This is a genomic window from Polynucleobacter sp. Fuers-14 (genome assembly GCF_018882045.1).
Classification (GTDB): Bacteria; Pseudomonadota; Gammaproteobacteria; order Burkholderiales; family Burkholderiaceae; genus Polynucleobacter.
On sequence record NZ_JACVPG010000035.1, the window covers coordinates 1 to 1,265 of the forward strand.

Annotated in this window: 2 protein-coding genes; one reads left to right on the top strand and one right to left on the bottom strand. The window is 40.3% G+C overall.

Features of this window, described 5'->3' with window-relative positions; genetic code table 11:
* Positions 1 to 112: IS3 family transposase (locus ICN40_RS11555; protein WP_216242901.1), on the top strand; the 112-nt coding region annotated here is incomplete at its 5' end.
* Here ICN40_RS11555 and ICN40_RS11560 read toward each other — a convergent pair.
* Positions 109 to 339 (bottom strand): hypothetical protein, encoded by a 231-nt coding sequence (locus tag ICN40_RS11560; RefSeq protein ID WP_216244132.1) that lies wholly within the window; start codon positions 337 to 339, stop codon positions 109 to 111. The two genes, ICN40_RS11555 and ICN40_RS11560, sit on opposite strands and share 4 nt — an antisense overlap.
* Positions 340 to 1,265: the final 926 nt, after the last annotated feature.

Consider the following 1,265-nt stretch of genomic DNA (forward strand, 5'->3'; position numbering starts at 1 on the left):
TTTTGATTACATCGAAATGTTTTACAACCCGGTTAGACGCCATAGTTACAACAATGGACTTTCTCCGGTAAGATTTGAACAGCAGTACCAAGCGAGGTTGGGAAGTGTCTAAGATATTGGTAGCGATTCACTCATTACCCCCGCAGGAAAAATATTGCGGACCACATAAATTCCTGGCTTGCTAGGGTCTCCGTATAGGGTGGTTTGCTTGACGCCGTTTTCATTGGTCTTCCAAACAATCTGATCTTCTTTAACTGTAATAAATCCGCCGGGTAAATTCTCTGCATAAACTGTCGCGGAGAATAAAAATGTAAATAGCGTGGCCAACAATACTTTCATACCGAACTCCCTATCTTTTACCTTAAATAAAAAATCACCCAAAAGGTGGTTAATGTCCCCTCCAATCGATAACTATCTTGAATTGGCTTTTTATATGACAATTTAAGATAGTGCTAAGTGCGATGGAATATAGCTAGGACTAACCCTTGAGCATAATAAGAATTGTCGTTTTAAACGACATCGACCGACACGGGGACGTGTAATTGATTCGTCCCTTTAAAGGGCATTTCTAGATGGGGATATCCGAAATTTATAGCGGTCAAGCCGCAAAAGAGAATAGCCCAACAAGTGGGCTATTAGGATTCTTGGTAGCCCGGGGCGGAATCGACCAGGACCTGAGGATATCTAATCTTTGGTTGGTATTAAAAATTCTTTATCGCGCCGCAAAAATAGAAATCCTCATAGCGTTTTTTAGTACGAAAAATCATCATTAGAACTAAAGTACTACCCACACTTGGCAAGAAAATTGACTTAGGACAAGTTTTTCTAATTGGCACAAGCAGAGTATTGACTCACTGCTAACAACATAATTGTGAGAGAAGAAAATGGGGATAAAACATTTAGTTGTCGGGTTTGTTATTGGATTGTTTGTAGGTGTCGTAAGCGCATCAACATTAGAGGTGGGCAAAATTGGCTTTACTAAAGATGGGGTGATTACCTACCTAAATCAAGCTTGCTCAAATTAAGAACAGTTTTCTCGCAGTAACCTTCTTTGCCCGCAGAAGTATGCGGGCATTTTTTTGATCTTATTACAACGGAACCTTATCCGTCAGCACCAAATAAAAAACCACCCGAATGAACTGACCCCCAAAAGTTGGACATCAAGTCCAACCAAGGGGGTTTTGTTTTATGAGCAAATACAGTACGCAGTTCAAGCTAAAGGTAGTTAAAGAGTATTTAAAGTTTGGCGGTCTTAGGAGGATAGC